Source organism: Endozoicomonas sp. Z74 (assembly GCF_057680865.1).
The window spans coordinates 1-17,971 of sequence record NZ_JBLYZI010000071.1; the positions used below are offsets into that span (position 1 = coordinate 1).

8 protein-coding genes are annotated in these 17,971 nt (G+C 50.3%); 3 read left to right on the forward strand and 5 right to left on the reverse strand.

All coding sequences use genetic code 11. The annotated features are described in order from the left end of the window. Window positions 1–100: 100 nt before the first annotated feature. From ACNRUY_RS18055 to ACNRUY_RS18070, 4 genes are all read right to left on the reverse strand, one after another. On the reverse strand, window positions 101–2,932 hold the full coding sequence (locus ACNRUY_RS18055) for a hypothetical protein (RefSeq protein ID WP_488113046.1): 2,832 nt from the start codon (window positions 2,930–2,932) through the stop codon (window positions 101–103). 177 nt (window positions 2,933–3,109) lie between these two features. Next, on the reverse strand, window positions 3,110–4,576 hold the full coding sequence (locus ACNRUY_RS18060) for a hypothetical protein (protein WP_488113047.1): 1,467 nt from the start codon (window positions 4,574–4,576) through the stop codon (window positions 3,110–3,112). Window positions 4,577–4,603: 27 nt separating this feature from the next. Beyond that, window positions 4,604–5,455: a C10 family peptidase gene (locus ACNRUY_RS18065; RefSeq protein WP_488113048.1), complete on the reverse strand. Its 852-nt coding sequence runs from the start codon at window positions 5,453–5,455 to the stop codon at window positions 4,604–4,606. A gap of 574 nt (window positions 5,456–6,029) precedes the next feature. Further along, a complete protein-coding gene (locus ACNRUY_RS18070; RefSeq protein ID WP_488113049.1) occupies window positions 6,030–7,148 on the reverse strand; it encodes a M20 family metallopeptidase in 1,119 nt (372 codons plus the stop codon). 431 nt (window positions 7,149–7,579) lie between these two features. On the opposite strand from ACNRUY_RS18070, the gene ACNRUY_RS18075 reads away from it, so the two are divergent. From ACNRUY_RS18075 to ACNRUY_RS18085, 3 genes are all read left to right on the forward strand, one after another. After that, on the forward strand, window positions 7,580–8,560 hold the full coding sequence (locus ACNRUY_RS18075) for an ATP-grasp domain-containing protein (protein ID WP_488113050.1): 981 nt from the start codon (window positions 7,580–7,582) through the stop codon (window positions 8,558–8,560). Continuing rightward, a complete protein-coding gene (locus tag ACNRUY_RS18080; RefSeq protein WP_488113051.1) occupies window positions 8,538–10,016 on the forward strand; it encodes an ATP-grasp domain-containing protein in 1,479 nt (492 codons plus the stop codon). Before ACNRUY_RS18075 ends, ACNRUY_RS18080 begins: the two co-directional genes overlap by 23 nt. 168 nt (window positions 10,017–10,184) lie before the next feature. Further along, window positions 10,185–12,869: a M14 family zinc carboxypeptidase gene (locus ACNRUY_RS18085; protein ID WP_488113052.1), complete on the forward strand. Its 2,685-nt coding sequence runs from the start codon at window positions 10,185–10,187 to the stop codon at window positions 12,867–12,869. A gap of 111 nt (window positions 12,870–12,980) precedes the next feature. Here ACNRUY_RS18085 and ACNRUY_RS18090 read toward each other — a convergent pair whose 3' ends face one another. After that, window positions 12,981–17,837, reverse strand: a complete 4,857-nt coding sequence (locus tag ACNRUY_RS18090; protein ID WP_488113053.1) for an NAD-glutamate dehydrogenase — start codon at window positions 17,835–17,837, stop codon at window positions 12,981–12,983. Window positions 17,838–17,971: the final 134 nt, after the last annotated feature.

Sequence of the window (17,971 nt, forward strand, 5' to 3'; positions counted from 1 at the left end):
GCTTATCAGTGAGCGAGGAGAATTTGGAAAACAGGGCTTTTGCAGACATCGAAAGACAGGAAAAACCCTGATTATACAGGCTGTTTCTTGATGGCGCTGTTCAATTGGTGATCATGTTTTTGCCCTGGGGGTTCTCCAGTGTCGTAGGTGCCGCGAAATCGTCTTTCATCGTCCAGCTCTGGGGGGTGGCCACCAGGTTCTCACCCACCGGAATGTCCGGATCGAACAGCTTGCCTTTGCACCCTTTCAAAATAATAATGTTGCTGTAATCATTGTATTGATTGCTGCCTGTGCTGGCGGTCAGCTGCCAGTCTTCCACATTGATCTGATTCTGAAAATCCCCCAGATACTGGTTATTGGCAATCACTAAAAACAGCTCGCTGGACTGAAAGGCCTGAATCAGTTTTGTGCCTGGATTATTAAAGGCCAGCTCTACGGTGTCATCGCCATTCTGCTGCTGTCCAAGCAATACCTTCTGCCATTGATGGTCACTGACCTCAACCAATAAGCCTGAACCGGTTACGGCACTGTATGTACCTCCACTGGGTGAACGGGGTATTGCCGAGCGCCCCCCCTCCCCCTCCGATGCAAACAGACTTTCACTTCTGACGGCACTGATAATCTGCCGCTCGAAAGCCTCAGTATCGCCAGGGGCAAACCCTCCAGAACCGGTATCAACCTCAAACCCGGAGTAAGGAACCATGGGAAAAACAACCCTGTCACTCTGGTTCAATGTATAAGCGGGCCGGACATTCCCCAATAAATCATTACTTGCTTTATAAACCGTATCGTCCTGCCCATACAGATAAAAGGCACTGGACTGGGATACATAAGTGATGTTCTTTCCGGCCTCAGCCGGAATCACCGTAGCCCAGGACGTTGTGTATGTTCCATCAACCAGGGGCAGGTTTTGTTGATTCGGCACCCCAACCGGAGAAGCCATCTCAAGGGGGAATGAAACGGCAAAAGCAGGCTGCCTGGAAAGAAAGCGCAGATAAGCCCCCGGCTCAAACTGTAAATACTCAACCGACTGCAGTCCACACATAATCCTGCCGTCCTGGGCGCCTTCGGGCAGCACAAGCCTGAAATCACCTTCGGGTGACAGAATAAACGGGTAGGGGCTGTCTACTCCGCCCTTGGTGAAAACTAACCGGGCCGGCAACTGCCCCGCATTCACGGTGTCTTCACTCAGGGGGCATATTTGGATATTGTTGCCATAATCAGTCCGGTAAAAGGAATCCAGTAATTCCGGGCTACCACTGAAATCAAAAAACGTTTTACGGAAAAAGTAAGCCTCTTTAATACGGGAGTCTTTATCACCATTAACGTCAGGGTCAAGGTATTCATTAAATACATCAGCAGGATTAATGGATACAGAAAAGTCAAACCAGTCTTTACCTGCAGGCGTCGTCCCGCTGGCCAGCGGCAGGTACTCCTGATGCAGCGTTGTATCGCTATCAGAATACAGATACTGAAACCCCCAATGCAGGCGGTCAAACAGAACCTCCCGTTGAAAAGCCGTTTGAAATTGAATACACCCGGATTTATCCCCTGACAGAAAAAGAGTGGCCTCAGTTGCTTTGGAGCGGTCTTCCACTGAAAAACAGATAGCGTGCTCTGAGTCCCCCTCAAGTTTCAGGTATCGCTCTGAACCGTGTAACTCTAACCCAATCCCTTCATCCAACTGCAGGCTACAATCACCCGCCAGCACAATCTCGGCCATTTTATCGATCGCGGTTCCATTATTATTAATACTGACATAGCGCACGTTTTCCTGATTAATCACGACGTCAGTCAACCAGAGTATGCCCCGGGTAAGAGAAACCTTCTCAATGATTCCGCTTACTTCATTGACAAAGGCATTCACGACCGTTTCATTATCAAAATCCAGCTCAAAGTCAAAAAAGATCAAAGATCCCTGAAGGGTACTGTCATGAAGGGCGCTGTCCATTGAAATAGAAGGACCGGAAGGTGTAACTGTCGGAGGGAGGAGTAGTACCAGGTTGCCACAATCATCGTTCTGTTTTTCTGCCTGGTACAGGTGGGAATTGATAGAATTTTGCTGAAAAACATCTTCTTCCAGGGGGGGATAATAAAAAGTTACTTCTATGAACCCTGCTTCACCGTGATGAGAGCCTGATGATAACTCTGTGATTTGGTAATTCTCATTAAAGAATGAACTGCCACTCCCCCCCTGACCACTGGCTGCATAGCTTTCGGCAGAATTTCCGCCCCCTCCGCCGCCCGAGTAGCCTCCACCACCTCCACCACCGCCGAGAGGGCTGTCTTCACACATCCTTCCTCCCTGACACTGATTCACCTCAGCGAGATACCCATATCCTCCAAGCCCGCCGACCCCTTGCTCATTAAAACTTTTGCCATGCCCCCCATCACTTCCGTCGGTTCCTCCGTTGCCACCAGCCCCGGCATAAACCGCCTGGGTACCTCCTTTCCCTCCTGTGATACCTCCATCTTCCCCATTAATTGTGGTGAGTTTTGCTGAGTCACGCCCACCACCCCCTCCACCTCCTCCACCTCCAGTCTTCCCCTCAAGACCCTTTCCTCCGAGCCCTCCTTTGCCACCATTGGCATTAAATCCGCCATTATCTTGATCACCACCGCCACCACCACCGACCAACAAGATCAAAGTATCGGTTGTGTTGTTTTTCATCAATAATGCATCACCACCGCGCCCCTTTACAGGCGTAGATGAACCGCAATCAAGCAGTAGCTCATAGGATTCGGCCTCTGTGTTGGGAATCAGATACTCACTCAAAACGCCATTTGAAAGAAAGGCTTCCTCAAAAAATGCTGTACCCGGATTACTCGCCAACCGTACCTTTATAAATTCTACAGAACTGGGAACATTAATGATTTTGGTTCCTTCAGCTACCTTAAACACACTGTTGTTCATTTGTTTTATTTTATTCATACTTTTTATTTGCTTACCTGAAGGGTAAAATAAAACCTCAGCAGAGCAGTCAAGGATTTTATCAATTCTTTTTACAATAAGATTGCCATTCCCATCTGTACTAACTAGACAAAAATGACCACTCCAGATTGTTATATACAAACACGATAAGATAACCTTGCATAATCAAAGAATGATTTACAGGCTCTCTTGAGAGGCGTAGTACAGGATTATTTCCACAAACCCTGACCCCTGATAATCTGTTTTGTATGAGTGATGGGTAAATGATTCATTCTCATTAAAGTACCCCCCCCCACAACCACCGTCTCCTCCATTTCCTATCACCTCTGGGCTGGAATTACGTGCTTTTCCAAACCCACCACCACCACCTCCGGAGTAGCCACCACCACCGCCACCACCAGCGACAAGTTTATAGCCTCTCATCGATGTAGAGCCGGAAAATCCTCCATTAAAAGGCAATATCGAGTCTTTTCCGCAACCTGGACTTCCATCATTGTCCCGCATTCCATAACTACCATCACTGCCATCACTTCCTCCATCCATACCTGGAGCAAAGCTTGGATTACTCCTGTCTTTCCCCCCTTTTCCCCCCTGGGTAGTCCCATCCTGTCCATTGCTTGGGTAAGTAGTAGTAGTAAAACTGCCTGCTCCCCCTCCTCCTCCACCTGTATTACCATTAAAACCATCACCACCTTTTCCTCCTTCTGCTGAAATGGCGTCCGGGTTATTACCCTGCCCTCCTTTACCACCACCGCCACCTAATACAACAAAAAAATCATCAGACATCCACTTTCTTATATAAACACCATCCCCCCCCCTTCCTTTATTACGGTGACTCGTGTTGCCAGCAGACAATTCCATTTCATAATCATTGGTTTCGCTATTCTTCATTATTCCTTCATAGAAAACACCATTCTTCAATTGAACAATATCGTCAAATATTCCTGATTTAGATTTACCATCAACATTAACACTTTCCCAACCCGTACCAGAATTACTGGCCATACGGATTTTTATGTAAGCGACACTCTTTGGTATTTTACAACGAAAACTTTTACCCACAGTTCTGTATTTTTCCCCTTCAACAAGAGGTACAAATCTCATCAATGCATTGTCACTGCGCCCATTCTCAAACCTTGCAGAATCACTTACATCATATTTGCCATCACAGTTAGACAGGTAATTTCCTGCAATAGATTGTATGCTTACATAAGAGTTTGCCAGGCTTTTAAGAAGTTTTAGCTCATCTTCACCTATTTCAACATCACCTATCTTTAATTTCCCATTTTGGGTAATTGTTATCTGTGCTGCCTGAACACCACCTTGCTTATCTATAGTTACTGTTTTTTCCGAAGTTAATGAACCCGATAGGTTTAAACCATCCTTGCCACTTGAAGATATGGTTGATGATATTATTTTTGAACTTGTTTCTATATCACCTTTAACTTCCAAAGCTAAATAATCATTTTCAACCGATAGCTTTCCACCAACCTTAACCTTACCCTCAACAGTGACTGCATTACCATCACCAACATTACTTACCGTGAGCAAATCTTCACTTGTTTGATCGGATATTTTAACCGGCTTCTGAAACCGAATAGGGTCAACAGCTTCAGCTTTTATTTGTTTTTTATTGCTACTCATAATATCCCCTTTTTTATAAACTGTTTTTTAGTCATCAATCAGATTGATATAGGCCGCTTCAAGCGTATAATTATCTCCAGGAAGACTGTCTGTCTGGTACCAATAGCACTGCTTTATCTGTTTTGGTTCCTCTACGCCATCGCCATAATTCAGATGATAACCAGTATAAGCTGTCACCGGATCAATAATTGCCTTTACAAAACCATCAGAAAGAATGTATTTCTTTTTCACATCCGATACTGAACAATTTAACTCAAAAATAACAGGGGCTGCCCTGTCTATATCAGACTCTACAGGATAAAAAAAGTCCAGATTGGGATAGTATCTTTTTGAAACACTGTCACTGAAACAGAGCTGACTGATCAAAGGAGACATTATATTTTTCAAACCAGTATTTGTATAATCTTCTCCATAATTTTGCTTAAGTGCTACGCCACAGGCAAATATAAGGAAGGCTAAATCCACATCAGAAATCGTTTCTTCTTCTTTATACCGGGTATCTAATGCCTTTAACTTCTGATTCAATGTATCTATATCAGGGAAATCATACTGTTCAGCTTCAGCAAAGAATTGTATCTCCAGGTCCCCCTGCCTGGACACATAACTGTTTTCGCCAGAAAATGCTCTAAAAGCCAGAGATTTGGTGATTGTCGATCGATAATGCACAATTTGAGCTACAGCCACCGCCAGGCTACCAGCCAGACACCGGTTACTTCCACTTATCCTGGGGCAGAACTGGTTATAAGGGTGACTCTGGTGCAAGTCAGTCTGAATCCACCCTCCGGTACAAGTCGGCACAGCCGCAGGGGGCGAGTTGATTCCTTCAACAGCCTCACTGACTTCAAGAGCCTGAAGATTATCAGAATTATTATTATTCATTGGCCAGATTCATTTCCTCATTGTTGATGTCACGCCTCAATCTACTCAAAAAGCACAGGGATGAGCCCGCGCTTCACAGCCTCAGCAACTACTCGCATGCACTAGGCACTACTTAATAACTGGTGAGTCGACTGTCAAATGGCTACCCTGCCCATAAAGCCATCAAACAAACATTTTATACGACAGTGATCTTGCTATTCTTGAGTATTCCCCAGAACGCAGACCAGAAAATCTATTTATAAACACAGGATCAAGACAATTATGGCCGTGAAATTTATGTTATTGAGGGCGCAAATGTATGAACCAACGCCGCAGGGAACATTCTGAAATTCTCGGGCCAGATCAAGGGATAACCCCCCCAAAAAAAAGCACGCTACCGCCCTTTCCCTCTGCGCAGGAAATTATCTGACTGCTTTCTCAACAGTAAACGACACCCAGATTTCACTTAAGGAAAGATCAGATAATATCATTGTATTAACTTGTTTGCAGCACCTTACGCCTTGTGCCACAAGGGAATCCGCCGTGAGGATGGCAAACCTCAGCACTATCACTTGCAGCTTATATTGCCCCCCTCCTACAGAGACTGAACAGCGGTTGACTCACAGAATCGTTGGATAATCTTTGTCACTTCTTCAATCCGTTGCTCAAAACTGGCCTTACTGGCCCTTTCTTTAGCTGTATGATCACCATCACCGTAGGGGCCAAAACCATCCAGAGTGGGCACCCCAGTGGCAGCTACGGTATTGGCATCACTGACACCTCCCCGTTTTTCCGTTGGCAACGGATACCCGATGGCTTCGGTAATTTCAGCCAGTAGCTGCTGCTGTGCATCTGAAGGCTCCATGACATCCCGCTGCACCCCACCACTCAGGGTTGTGGTCACACCAGGCACCAGCGTTCTGGCCACCAGCTGGTCAATGGCCGCCAGCACCCGGTCCCGTTCTGTGGCATTGGTAAAACGAAACTCCACCAGCAATTCCGCCTTCGGTGAAATGGTGTTGGCACCGATGCCACCGGAGATTTTGCCTACATTCACCGTGGTGTCCTCTTCCAGGTTCGTCATCCTGGTCAATTCCAGCAATGCCATGGCCGCAGCCAAGTTGGCATTACACCCCTCTGAGTAATGATTACCGGCATGGGCTGCCTTTCCGGTATACATCAGCTTCAATGTGGCAACCCCTTTACGGGCAATAACAACTTCATTGTTTTTGCCCGCCGCTTCAAAAACCAGACAGGCATCGTATTCTCTGGCAATCTTTGACGTCAGATGTTTGCTGTCATCACTGCCGGTTTCTTCATCACTGACCAGCAGCATGTCGATATTGGAGATGACCCGATCTTTTTGTTGCTGCAGTTGATGAACCCGGCGCAATGCCGAAAGAGCAATATAGTTTCCCCCTTTCATATCACAGACGCCGGGGCCATAAATCCATTGATCGTCTTCACTGAACCCTTCAAACGTTCCCTGCGGAAACACCGTATCCAGATGCCCCAGCAACAGCAGTTTTCTGCCCTCACTCCGGGACGAAATGAAGTGCAGATGGTCACCAATCAACTCCCTGGGATGCCTGTGGGTGGTATAACCAATGGCCTCCATCCAGCGGGCAAATACATGGCCATTTTGGTCAACACCCGCTTTATTGCGGGTATGGGAGTTCAGCTCAATTAATGAGGACAGTTCTTTGAAATCCACTCTCTTGTAATCACTCTTTTAATAAACAGCTTTATTTCATGACTGGCGGTTCCAGGGGAACATCGAAAGCTACCAGTAAATACTTTCAGAAATTACCAGAACCAGAAGAAAATATTACTAAATAAATACGACACTTTATGCGGGATTCGAGCCCAAATTGATCCATGTCAATATTTGTTATTTTATGGTATTCAGCGGTTAACACCACGCACGACAGTGGTAATATTGCCGGAGCGGTAGGGGGTAACCGCTACTCCCTTGTTTGGTTCGGACACTTTCTGTGAGCGACCACCGGCTTCCCGTAAAAAAGTGTTTATATCTAAATTTTTCGTAAAGAACGGGAAATCCCTCGCTTACAATTTTGCAACTGCTGACAACCAACCGCTAACGAAAGTCCAATTCAACAACAGGCATAACTACAGGAATTGATCATGTCCAAGTACACCGTTGGAATCTGGATGTACCAGAATGGCGGAGGTGATGCCATCCAACGAAAATTGATTGACCGGTTACGGGAGCGGGATATCAAAGCCATTACCGGGCTCGACCTGGCTCGCGGCATGGCCCATGAAGGGTCGATAGTCTGCAACGGTGTGATCATGGAAGATCTGGATTTGTTTTATACCTACAACGCCGGTCAACAGACTCAGTACCAGATGTACCTGTATGAAATGCTGGATCAGTTCATTCCCATCATTAATAATTACCGGGCCTTTTCCCTGACGGAAGATAAATTTAAAACCTCCCACCTGTTGCGTCGCCATAAAATCCGAACACCTGATTACTGTCTGTGCCGCCACAACAATCTGGCCGCCCTGAGGGCCAGCATGAACGACTGGGGCGGCAGGGCCGTATACAAACCCACCGATGGCTGGGGAGGTACCGGTATTGTGAGGCTGGAAAATGAAGGCGCCCTGGACATGCTCCAACCTTTTATCAACCAGATCTCTGTCCAGCACTTTTTTGTGGAACGCTACATCAATAATGACCTGACCGACTATCGCATTGATATTGTCGACGGTGAGTTTGTGGGCTGCTATGGACGAAAAGCCCCTCAGGATGACTGGAGAACCAATATCACCAGCGGAGGCAGTGTGATTCTGCGCGAGCCCAATGATGAAGTGGTAGAGCTGGCCATCCGGGCTGCCAATGTCACCGGGCTGGAAATTGCCGGTGTTGACCTGATTTACGACCAGGAAAAGGAAGAATATGTGGTTCTTGAAGTCAACGGCATCCCTGCCTTTGCCACTCCGGATCAAGAGGAGATCGGACTGGACTTTAATGACCGGAAAATTGCAAAGATTGCGGACCTGATTGAACGGAAAGTCACCGTAAACCGCCTGTACAAGACACCTGCCGACATCACTGACCTCAAGAAGGAGCCCTCCCATGCCAACCCACAAGCCTGCTGAACAGAAACGACCGGTGCTGGGGCTGCTCTACCTTGACCATGTACTGCGTTTTTTTGATCACTCCAATTTCAAAGGCTGGCCAGACCGGATTGAAACCGTTGTCTACCACTGGGGTAATGATCAACAGCGTTTTATCAATGAAGTACGTCGTAAGAACATTGACGTTTTGATTGGCAATATACCCGCCACGGCCTATGAAACTTTCCGGGACATTGCCCGGGCTCTACCCCACGTTCAGTTTATCCCTTCCCTGGACACTCAGTTTGCCAATAAGTCCAAGGAAAACGTTACTCATTTTTGTGAAAAGTACCAGCTGCCCATCCCCAAAACCCATATCTTCTATGAGAAGGAAGAGGCCACCCGTTATTTGCAGTCCGCGGCTTATCCCAGAATCATCAAGCGCTCCTACGGCCCTTCAAACTACGGGGGCTACTATGTGCACAAGGTGGACAGCGAGGCGGAAGCCCTGGAACTGCTGGCTGAAAAACGGTACTACCCCGTTTATGTTCAGGATTTTGTCCCCATGAAAGCGGATATCCGGGTGATGCTCATTGGCCACAAACCGGTTTGCGCTTTCTGGCGACGTCCCCCTGAAGGGGAGTGGCTGACCAATACTTCCCAGGGTGGAAGTATGGATTATATGAAAGTGCCCAATGAGGCATTGGAGGTGGCTGTGCAGGCATCAAAAGCCGCCAATGCGGAATACTGGGCCTGTGATATTGCCGTCAGCCATGATGACCAGTACAGCATCCTGGAGTGTGCCACCGCGTTTGCTGCTTTTCCTTACATCCGTGACTGGATTGGCCAGTACCTTATGTGGAAACTGTCCGATGGCAGACTGCCCTGCCCCAATATCCCCCTGTACAACTGGGAAGAGCTGGGCAAAATATCCTCCTCCGTGCTGCGTACCATGCGTCATATCCACTTTGCCTCATCACCGGATATGCAGCCCATGACCGATACCGGCGAAACCTTCCACCATCAGGACAGCGACGGTTATCCCATTCTGGATACTCTCAAGCGTAAAAAGGAAGAGTGGCCCAGTGAGCAATGGAACCGCCAGGATAACTACCAGCCATTGAGTTCCAGACTTCCCTCACGGGATGAAATCAGCAACACCACTGAGGACACCGGTATCGAAGACCTGGCAGCACCGGCCGAACACCTGTTCAATGAGCGGGAGGAAGAGCCGGACTCAGCCCTTCCCATGGAAGCAAAAACATCCGATATTCGTGATGAACCGTCCATGACTGAAACCTCCATGATTGAACTGCTGTCCAGCGCCAGGGGGGTGAGCCGGAAACTGGCATTGCAGATTCTTGAGCGTTTTGGTTTAAGCGGTGTCGTTGACGCTCTGGAGAATAATCCCCAGCGGTTGACTGAGGTGAAGAACATCAAGGCCAGAAAACTGGCCCATATTCTTCAATGCTGGGAACACCACCTGCAGGCGGTCTGATTCACCTTTCCCAATGGCCCTTAAGGCCAACAGGCCGGTTTTCCAACGGGGAGACCGGCTTCTCTCCAGTCAGCCATGGATTTCTTTATTGTAGATTTCCAAAGAAAGGATAGTGTACTGTTTCCAGAGAAGGGAACCACTGTCTTATAAGCACATCAATACGGCCCTATGAAACAACAATACACCTCTTATCAGGAAACCATCGAGTTTCTGCAGCACGCCATGGGGGAGCACCCCAACCTGATCCGTCTGCAGAGCATTGGAGAAACCTGGGAAGGTCGTCCCATCATGATGGTGACCCTGTCCCAGGACGTGGCCTACGCCGATGAGAAACCGGCCCTGCTGTACACCGGTACGATTCATGCACGGGAGTGGATCGGAATCGAGCTGGCCACCCGCTTTGTTGGCTATATCATCGAAAATTACAAGTCCAACCCGAGGCTGCTCAGTGCCCTCACCCGAAATACTCTATATATGGTGCCCTGCCTGAACCCCGATGGTTTTGAATACTCCAGAAGGCATTTTTCCTTCTGGCGCAAAAACCGCCGGGACAATGGTGATGGGACTTTCGGCGTGGACCTGAACCGTAACTTTTCCGTAAAGTTCCGCCAGGGTACCGACACCAGCTCCAACATCTATGGCGGGCCTGAAGCCTTTTCCGAACCGGAAACCCGGGCCATAAAAACCTTTGTTGACAGCCACCCCAACATTACCGTTGCCCTAGACTACCATTCCCAGGGCAATGTTTTCTTCCCGGCCCACAAATTTAACCATGAAGAAGAGCTGGAAGGCACTGACCTGAACATGCTATGCGCCAATATGGCCAGTGAGATCCGCAAGGTGACCGGCCGACAGTACGGCATTCACCGGGGCAAACCCCCTTTCAATCTGATACACGGCAGTGGCCGGGAGTACTATTACAGCAAAGGCATTCTCAGTACCGTGGTTGAAGTGGGGACCCGGAATATTCCCGATTATCTGGTGAACATGTCCCAGAGCGTCGACGAAAACATTCCCGCCCTGATCCACGCCCTGGAATCCACCATCTGTTATTCCAAGCATGCACCGGCCCGGGTGAGTAACTTTACCGCCAGCCACATTGATACCTTTGAGGTGGGTCTGACCTGGGAACACGACAGCGAGTCGGATATCTATTTTGAAATCTATCGCAGTACTCAACCCAAAAGCCCCTGTAATGAGAGTAACCGGATTGCCATCACCCGTGCGCTCAGCTATACCGATGTCCAGCTGAAAAGCGGGCAACGCTATTTTTACCAGATTCGAGCCGTTGACCGGGTGACCGGCATCCAGTCCCCCTACGCCCCGGCCCTGAAACTCAGAACCCTGCTCTCCAATGATGAATTTCTGTATACCCTGTTCCCAACAAAACAACAGGTGGGTTATGTAGGCGAGAAAACCCGTTCACTGAACAACAACCATTTTGGTTACAACTCCCTGTTTGTGGGGGTCAATCGCAACAAAGGTTGTTGCTACGGTGTTATTGCCTTCAACCTGGATCGTCTGCCCTTGGATGCCCGAATCAAGAAAGCCGTGTTTTCCCTGTACCCCATGAACCGGGTCAACGCCAAAATTGAAAAATTCGGGGAGTGGGCGGTGTCCATTCTCGATGGCAGTCAGATCAGTGACCTGACCAGCTACGACCAGATTGCCAATGCCAGTGTCGTCCAGACCCTGGGGGCAGCCATCGAATCCGACCAGCTGACCCAGGGAATCTGGAGTGAGTGGCAGTTTTCTGCCATAGAACGCAGGATTCTGGAGCAGCAACTGGAAATGGGTCAGCTGATTCTCCGGATAGAAGGCCCAGATCATCTGCCCCTCGGCAATGACTCCCAGATAATGCAGTTCGACATCGGTTATGGCCGCTTTGGGGGAGGAATTCACTATCGCCCTAATCTTGAGCTTATTTATACCCGGGCAAGCCACGAAATCACCCTCAATCCCACGGCCTTACACACCATAAGCCAGGCTTCGGCCACTCCGGATACCCTGCGCTCAGGCTTTGATCAGGAGGGTGAAAAAGTATACGGCCACCTTCGTTTTGATTTCGATCAGCTGCCGAACCCCGAAAACACCGTTATCACCTCTGCCTTTGTCCAGCTCAGTGCCAAAAATCAGCTCAATACCCCCAAGGATATCCGCTTCACCATGGAGCTGGCACAACTGGAAGAGCTGGACTACAACAATGTCCAGGGACGACAGCAGATTGAATACCTTGGGTACGAAGTCAGCAATGCCCAGCTGAAGGAAAATAATTGCCATAGCTTCTCCTTTGACAGTTACTGCCGCAGCATTCTTGAAACCCTGTATGAGAAAGGGGAGCCGGTCTACCTGCTGGTTCGGCCGACCACCCCGTCCAGAGAGCTCAATGCCCTGATCGACTGGCATGGGGAAGATGATATTTATGAGCCTCCACAGCTGGTGATCCGCTACATTGAACGACGAAAGCAGTCTTTAACAGCCCCCACAGAACTGTCTGCGACGCTGGACAAAGGCAAAGTCAAGCTGACCTGGAAAAATCCGGAACACCCTGATCATGTGGGCAGTTACGTGGTTCGTAACCGTTTTCATCCCCCACGCTCCCCCCTGGACGGCGTCAAGCTTTACGCCGGACAGGATGAATACACTTACGACAACTTTGGCAATGCCAATATCCCCAAATTCTATTCGGTCTTCAGTTACGACAATGTCCCCAACTATTCAGCGCCTGCTACCGTCCGATTCAGTATTGATGAGGTGATTCCGGTGGTGGATGATGAGTGGTTTGAGACCCAGGAGGAGGAGGAAGAGCGGCTGAGCCTGGAAACACCGGCTGTGGTGGCTGAAAGTCAGTGACTCAAAATGATCCGGGAGGCTACCGACTTACCCGGATCACCGTTAACCTGATGTTTGTTGCATTTAGCAGGCAGTCAATCAATGCAAGCAACGAAATGCCTGGATTGCAGTCTACTGTCCCCCATGCATACTGACCTGGGCCAGATCCATCAACTCCCGGTTGGCAACGGTGAACATAGCCAGATCCGGCTGACCGGCATTCCGGATCTCTGACAGCATGCTCTGCCAGCGGGTGACCAGAGCATGATGCTCAATGATCCAGTTATCCAGCTGCTGTTCCATGGCCTCACCGTCACTGTCAATACTGAGCAACCCAACAGTCAGGGTTCGCTGCTGCCAGCTCAATTCATCCCGGACACTGTCCCTGGCCAGGGACTGCCAGTGGTTGGTCACCTCCAGATTGCCCAGCTCATTACCATACCAGTTCAGCTCCAGGCGGGAGCCCACGGCAAAATAGGTTCTGGCCACCTGTTCCAGGGGTTCCCCGGTCTGATCCGCTGCCTCAATAATCGGCAAGGCACTGAGCAGATATCTCTGCCCGGCCACCACCATAGCCAACTCCTGGGGAACCCCTTCCTGGGTCATTTCCCCGGCAGACTGCTTCAAGTCATGCTGCTCCTCTTCACTGAGGTACTGGATAAACCCACCCACGAAACTGCGGATCCGTGAGCCATAATGGGCAACACACTCAGCGGGAGCCAGATCCTGCCGCTTGAGACGGATAAACCAGCGGCTGGAACGACGCACCAGCTTGATCAGGGCGGACATCATCCGATGCTGAAGGGCACTGGACACCTTGTAATCCAGTTGCTCAATCATCTGCCAGTAACGGGAAATACCGAACACGTCCCGGCTGACCGTAAATGCCCGGGCAATCTCTGGTGAACTGGCCCCGGTGGTCATCTGCAGGCGGTGGACATAGGTGATGCCCATCATATCAATCATGTGATTGGCAATCTGGGTAGCAATGATTTCCCGGCGCAGGCGGTGCTGCTCAATGGCTTTGGGGAAACGGTTCACCAGTACCTCCGGAAAGGCACTGTTCATTTCCCGGGCCAGGTATTCATCATCGATCATGCTGGAGTTGATCAAAGCCTCCTTAAGATCCGCTTTGCTGTAGGAGATCAGCAGAGACAACTCCGGCTGGGTCAGTCCCTTGCCACTGGCGGACCGTTCTGCCAGGGCCTCGGTGTCCGGTAAAAACTCAATGGTCCGATCCAGTTTGCCCAGCCCTTCCAGGTGCTCCATAAAACGACGGTATTCATCCATCCGGAAGCGGGCCTCGGATTCTGCCAGGGAGATGGCTTGGGTCTGACGGTAGTTATTGGTCAGCACCAGCTCAGCCACATCACTGGTCATGGACTCCAGCAGCTGGTTTCTCTGCTTCAGGGTCATGTCACCGCTGGCGACGATCTCGTTCAGCAGAATCTTGATATTGACTTCATGGTCAGAACAGTCGACACCTCCGGAATTGTCGATAAAATCGGTGTTCAGGGCCCCTTCCTGCAGGGCATACTCCACCCGTCCCAACTGGCTCAACCCGAGATTACCGCCTTCACCCACCACCTTGGCCTGAACTTCACAGCCATTGATTCTCAGGGGGTCATTGGCCTTGTCCCCCACATCGCCATGGGTTTCGGAAATACTTTTTATGTAAGTGCCAATACCCCCATTCCAGAGCAGATCCACCGGCGCCCGAAGCATGGCGCGAATCAGGTCGTTGGGGGCCAGTCGACCAGCAGTAATCCCGAACCGTTGCTTCATGGGTTCCGAGATGGGGATGGATTTGGCATGGCGGGAAAAAATGCCTCCACCATCGGAAATCCACTGTTTGTCATAATCGAGCCAGCTGGACCGGGGCAAATCAAACAACCGCCGTCGTTCTTCATAACTGCTGGCCACATCGGGGTTAGGATCCACAAAGATATGCATGTGGTTAAACGCTCCCACCAGGGCAATGGTTTCTGAGCACAGCATGCCGTTGCCAAATACGTCTCCGGCCATATCACCCACACCCACCGCAGTAATCACATCCGTCTGGACATTCACCCCTTTTTCCCGGAAGTGCCTCTGCACCGATACCCAGGCTCCCTTAGCGGTGATTCCCATTTTCTTGTGGTCGTACCCGACACTGCCTCCAGAGGCAAAAGCATCCCCCAGCCAGAACCCGTATTCGGCAGCAATTTCATTGGCGATGTCCGAGAACGTAGCCGTGCCCTTGTCTGCGGCCACTACCAGGTAACTGTCGTCTTCATCGTAAATCACCACTTCATCGGGGTGAACCACGTCCCCCTCCACCAGATTGTCCGTCACATCCAGCAGTGACCGGATAAAGATCTGATAACAGCGAACCCCTTCGGCCATAATCTCTTCCCGGGTACCATTAACCGGCATCTGCTTGGGAACAAAGCCCCCCTTGGCACCCACCGGAACGATCAGGGCATTCTTGACCTGCTGGGCTTTCACCAGTCCCAGAATCTCTGTCCGGAAATCCTCCACCCGGTCTGACCAGCGCAATCCACCCCGGGCCACCTTGCCCCCCCGCAGATGCACCCCTTCCACCTCGGGGGAATAGACAAAAATCTCGTAAAGGGGCACCGGTTTAGGAATATCGGCAATTTCCCGGGGCGCCATTTTCAGTGAAATGTAGGGTTTGAAAGCCCCTTCCGCATCCTGCTGATAGAAGTTGGTTCGAAGGGTGGCAGCAATCACGCTCTGATAGCGACGGATCACCTTGTCCTCACTGAGCACCGACACCTGGTCAAGGGCGTCCAGAATGGTCTGCTGAATCTGTTGCTGCCGGGCCAGCCGCTGGGTCCGTGATAGGGCGAGAGACGGGTTAAAACGGGTTTCAAACAATTCCACTAGCTGACGGGCAATGGGAATGTTATTGCACAGGGTTTCAGCAATATAGGATTGACTGAAGCCCACTTGAATCTGTTTCAGGTACCGGGCATAAGCCCGAAGCATGGCCACCTGCCGCCAGTCCATTCCCGCCGACAGCACCAGTCGGTTGAACCGGTCATTCTCAGCCTGGCCAAACCATATTTTTTCAAAGGCCTCCTTGAAGTTGGGACCCACCTTCTGGAGATCCAGAGTCATGTCCAGGGAAGTGTCCCGGTTATAGCTCAGTAAAAAGTCATGGATCCAGATGGTCTCGCCAGAATTGCGGCGAATCAGGTAAGGGTATTCACCCAGTACCCGCAGACCCAGGTTTTCAATAATGGGAATCTGGTCTGCCAGGGGCAGGGGTTCAACAAAATGGTAAAGCTTGAAATGAATACGCCCGGGTTTATCATCCAGGGATTGATAAAACCCCATGGACAGAGGCATCACCTCATCAATCCGGGCAAAGTGTTTCACATCCACCACCGCCGACTGAGGACTGAACGCTTCCCGGTAAGCGGCACTGAACCCATCCCCAAAGATGGCCAGCAGCTTGTTGCCTTTGACCTCACCAAAGCTTTCCAGCACCGCCGCCTTCAGGTCATCCTCCCAGGAAGAGGCGGCCTCAATGATTTCCTGGGTAATGATGTCCAGGTTATAGTCAATCCGTCCCTTCAGCTTGAAGATGAAATGCACCCGGGCCAGGATCGATTCGGAGAAATAGGTGGTAAATTCACTGTCCACCGCTTCCAGCCGCTGGCAGAGGATTTTCTCCACCCGGTGGCGGAACCCGGTGTTGTAGATATCCCGGGGAATATACACAAGAGCGGAACAGAACGGACCATAAGGATCCTGACGGATAAAGACCTTGATCTGCTTCCGCTCCTGAATACGCAGAATCGACATGGCGGTTTCAAACAGCTCATCCTGGTTGGTCTGGAACAGCTCATCCCGGGGGAATATTTCCAGAACCTGAATCAGGTCCTTGCCATGGTGACTTTTTGGGTCCAGTCCGGAACGCTGGACAATCGCTTCTACTTTATGGCGGATATAGGGAATGGCATAGGCTGTCTGCCGGTAAACGGGTGAGGTATAGAGTCCGACAATCCGGGCCTCCCCGAGAATGCGCCCCTGGTCATCAAAACGCCGGACAGTGATAAAGTCCGGATAGGCAGGCCGGTGAACACTGGATCGCACCGACGCCTTGGAAAAAGAGAGCCACTCTTTCTGCTCAAAAAAATCCTGTTCAACAAAGGGTTCCAGCTCCAACTGCCCCAGCTCTCCCTGGTGCATGGGACGCAGCAGTCCCAGCAAAGCCTCTGTTGGCCGGACAATCTGTCTTAACCCTTCCCGCTCGGTGACGGTCAGCTCCTCATAGCCCAGAAAGGTGAAGTTATCTGCCAGAAGCCAGCGCAGAAACGCCTGGACTTCCCTGGCAGTGGCGTGCTGATCGCCTTCAGCACTGCCAATTTGTTCCAGCAGGTGCCTGACCCGACTGGTCATGGGTTCAAAGTCATCCACCACCCTGGCCACATCCGCCAGCACCGCCTGCAACTGCTCCCTGAGCTGATCCAGCTCTTCCTGGTTTTCACAACGGTCCACCTCCAGATAGACAATGGCCTCACGGTGCAGCGCCTCACCCTCTGCAGGGGTGTCGGAGTGAATCATCTCCATCTTTGCATCACGCCGGAAGTGCATCACACTGTTGCGCAGCAGGTGAATGGTTGAACCATATTCATTGAGCTTGATTCGCACCGAGTCCACCACAAAGGGCATGTCACGGTGCAGGATCCGGATCACCGTATGACCCGAGTGCCAACCATGATGTGCATGCTCAGGATTAATCACTTCTATCTTTGGCTGCCGGGGGTCATGGTGCAGCATGAATTTCCAGAAGGAGTGGGTTGCCCCCAGCAGATCCCGACGATTAATCGCCATAAGGTCCTGCCAGGTGTCCAGGGAGTAATAGCGATAAACAAAATCCCGAAAGCTATCCTGCTGGTTCGCCGGAATATGGGGCGCTAATTCTTCGATCAGTTTATCGAGGGTTTCTTCCCGTTCCTGCTGATTCAGTTGCCCCATCCCTGGATTCTCCACAATAAAAAACGGTTAAGTTTCATTGAGCCCATAAACCGGTTCACCCCTGCCGGATTGAGTCTATCTACTAGACCATCGGCCTGTGTGAACCTATATTAAAGGGCGCTGTCAAAAATCAG

Bases quoted from the DNA above. Each gene is read 5' to 3' on its own strand.
- ACNRUY_RS18055 (WP_488113046.1), bottom strand. From the start codon at position 2,932: ATGAATAAAATAAAACAAATGAACAACAGTGTGTTTAAGGTAGCTGAA.
- ACNRUY_RS18060 (WP_488113047.1), bottom strand. From the start codon at position 4,576: ATGAGTAGCAATAAAAAACAAATAAAAGCTGAAGCTGTTGACCCTATT.
- ACNRUY_RS18065 (WP_488113048.1), bottom strand. From the start codon at position 5,455: ATGAATAATAATAATTCTGATAATCTTCAGGCTCTTGAAGTCAGTGAG.
- ACNRUY_RS18075 (WP_488113050.1), top strand. From the start codon at position 7,580: ATGTCCAAGTACACCGTTGGAATCTGGATGTACCAGAATGGCGGAGGT.
- ACNRUY_RS18080 (WP_488113051.1), top strand. From the start codon at position 8,538: ATGCCAACCCACAAGCCTGCTGAACAGAAACGACCGGTGCTGGGGCTG.
- ACNRUY_RS18085 (WP_488113052.1), top strand. From the start codon at position 10,185: ATGAAACAACAATACACCTCTTATCAGGAAACCATCGAGTTTCTGCAG.
- ACNRUY_RS18090 (WP_488113053.1), bottom strand. From the start codon at position 17,837: ATGGGGCAACTGAATCAGCAGGAACGGGAAGAAACCCTCGATAAACTG.